We start from the raw sequence: 1,684 nt of genomic DNA on the forward strand, positions 1-1,684 counted from the left end.
AAGTCCTTCGGGGGTTGACGGCCGGCGATCTGGGTGCAGTCACCCGGTGATGGGAATGACGAGGACGTCGCAGACGAAGTCGAGGGCTTCTTCGGTAGTGCCGCTGAACCAGTACTGGTCTTCGTAGCTGTTGTTGCTGGCCCTGTAGACGGCAAGGCCCCAGCGGTGCGCGGATCCGCTGTAGCGCAGTCGCATCAACGGCAGTTGCTGTCCGTCGGTCAACTCGCCGGTGACGTAGGCGAACTGGCCGTGGTAGCGCACGTGCACCGCGGCCAGTTGCGGCCACCTCTCCTTGGCCCGGGCCCGCAGCCGCTGTGGCAGGGACGTCTTGGTGGAGGCAGGTATGACCGGCATGGGTTCACATCCTGCCGGTCCGGCGTGTCCTGCCGGCTTGCGGCACGCCTGTCCGGCATCCTCGGTCGACCCTCGACAAGATCACCTTCGTTGGAAGCTGGCCGGTGTCTGCCCCTCACGCACGCCTGATCACCCTGACCGCCGCCGAACGACGGCGGCTCACTCTTCTGGCCTACTCCCACACCGCCGGCTACCAGCAGGTCATCCGGGCCCGGATCGTCTGCGATGCGGCCCGCGGCGACTCCAACGCCGCGATCGCCCGCCGGCACGACATCACCGTCGACACCGTGCGCCGCTGGCGGGGCCGGTTCGCCGACGAAGGCCTCGCTGGCCTCGCCGACCGGCCCCGGCCCGGACGGCCGACCCGGTTCACCCCGGTCCAAGTCGCCGAAGTCAAAGCCCTGGCCTGCCAACTCCCAGCCGAGACCGGCGCCCCGCTGTCGAAGTGGAGGTGCCCGGACCTGGCCGCTGAAGTCGTCGACCGGGGCATCACCGCGTCGATCTCGGCGTCGACCGTCCGGCGGATCCTCGCCCGTGACACGCTAAAACCCTGGCAGCACCAGTCCTGGATCTTCATCCGTGACCCGGACTTCGCCGCCAAAGCCAGCCGGGTGCTCGACCTCTACGCCCGCACCTACCAGGGCATCCCGCTCGGCCCGGACGAGTACGTCATCTCCAGCGACGAGAAGACCAGCATCCAAGCCCGCTGCCGCTGCCACCCCACCCTGCCACCCGGCCCCGCCCGCACCATGCGGGTCAACCACGAATACCAGCGCCAAGGCGCCCTCGCCTACCTGGCCGCCTACGACGTCCACCAGGCCCAAGTGTTCTCTCACCGCTCTGCGAAGACCGGCATCCTCCCGTTCATGACCTTGGCCGAACAGGTCATGACCCGCGAGCCCTACGCGTCGGCGAAACGGGTGTTCTGGGTGGTCGACAACGGCTCCTCACACCGCGGTCAGGCCGCGGTCGACCGTCTCACGGCACGGTTCCCGAACGCGGTCATGGTCCACACCCCAATCCACGCCTCCTGGACGAACCAGATCGAGATCTACTTCTCGATCATCCAACGCAAAGTCCTCACACCCAACGACTTCACCAGCCTTGACCAGGTCGAAGACCGGCTCACCGCCTTCGAGCAGCGCTACAACGCGACCGCCCGGCCGTTCAGATGGAAGTTCACCCCGGCCGACCTCGAGGACCTCATAGCCCGGATCGAGCGACACGAACAGAAAGAGCTCAACCTCCAGCAACCCGCCGGCTGCGACCACCAGCCTGCCGCACACGCCCTGGCCGCATAACCCCCGAAGGATTTACGAACTTAAGCACT

Annotated in this window: 2 protein-coding genes; one reads left to right on the top strand and one right to left on the bottom strand. The window is 67.1% G+C overall.

Features of this window, described 5'->3' with window-relative positions:
* Positions 1–39: 39 nt before the first annotated feature.
* Complete coding sequence (locus AB0C02_RS33530) at positions 40–354, bottom strand: hypothetical protein (RefSeq protein WP_357553231.1); 315 nt, start codon at positions 352–354, stop codon at positions 40–42.
* A 104-nt stretch (positions 355–458) separates the two neighbouring features.
* On the opposite strand from AB0C02_RS33530, the gene AB0C02_RS33535 reads away from it, so the two are divergent.
* Entirely contained in the window at positions 459–1,655 is a 1,197-nt protein-coding gene (locus AB0C02_RS33535; protein WP_357553232.1) for an IS630 family transposase, read from the top strand.
* The last annotated feature ends 29 nt before the right edge of the window (positions 1,656–1,684 follow it).

Origin of the sequence: Micromonospora sp. NPDC048999, assembly GCF_040649295.1 — a bacterium.
In the GTDB taxonomy this organism is placed as follows: domain Bacteria; phylum Actinomycetota; class Actinomycetes; order Mycobacteriales; family Micromonosporaceae; genus Micromonospora.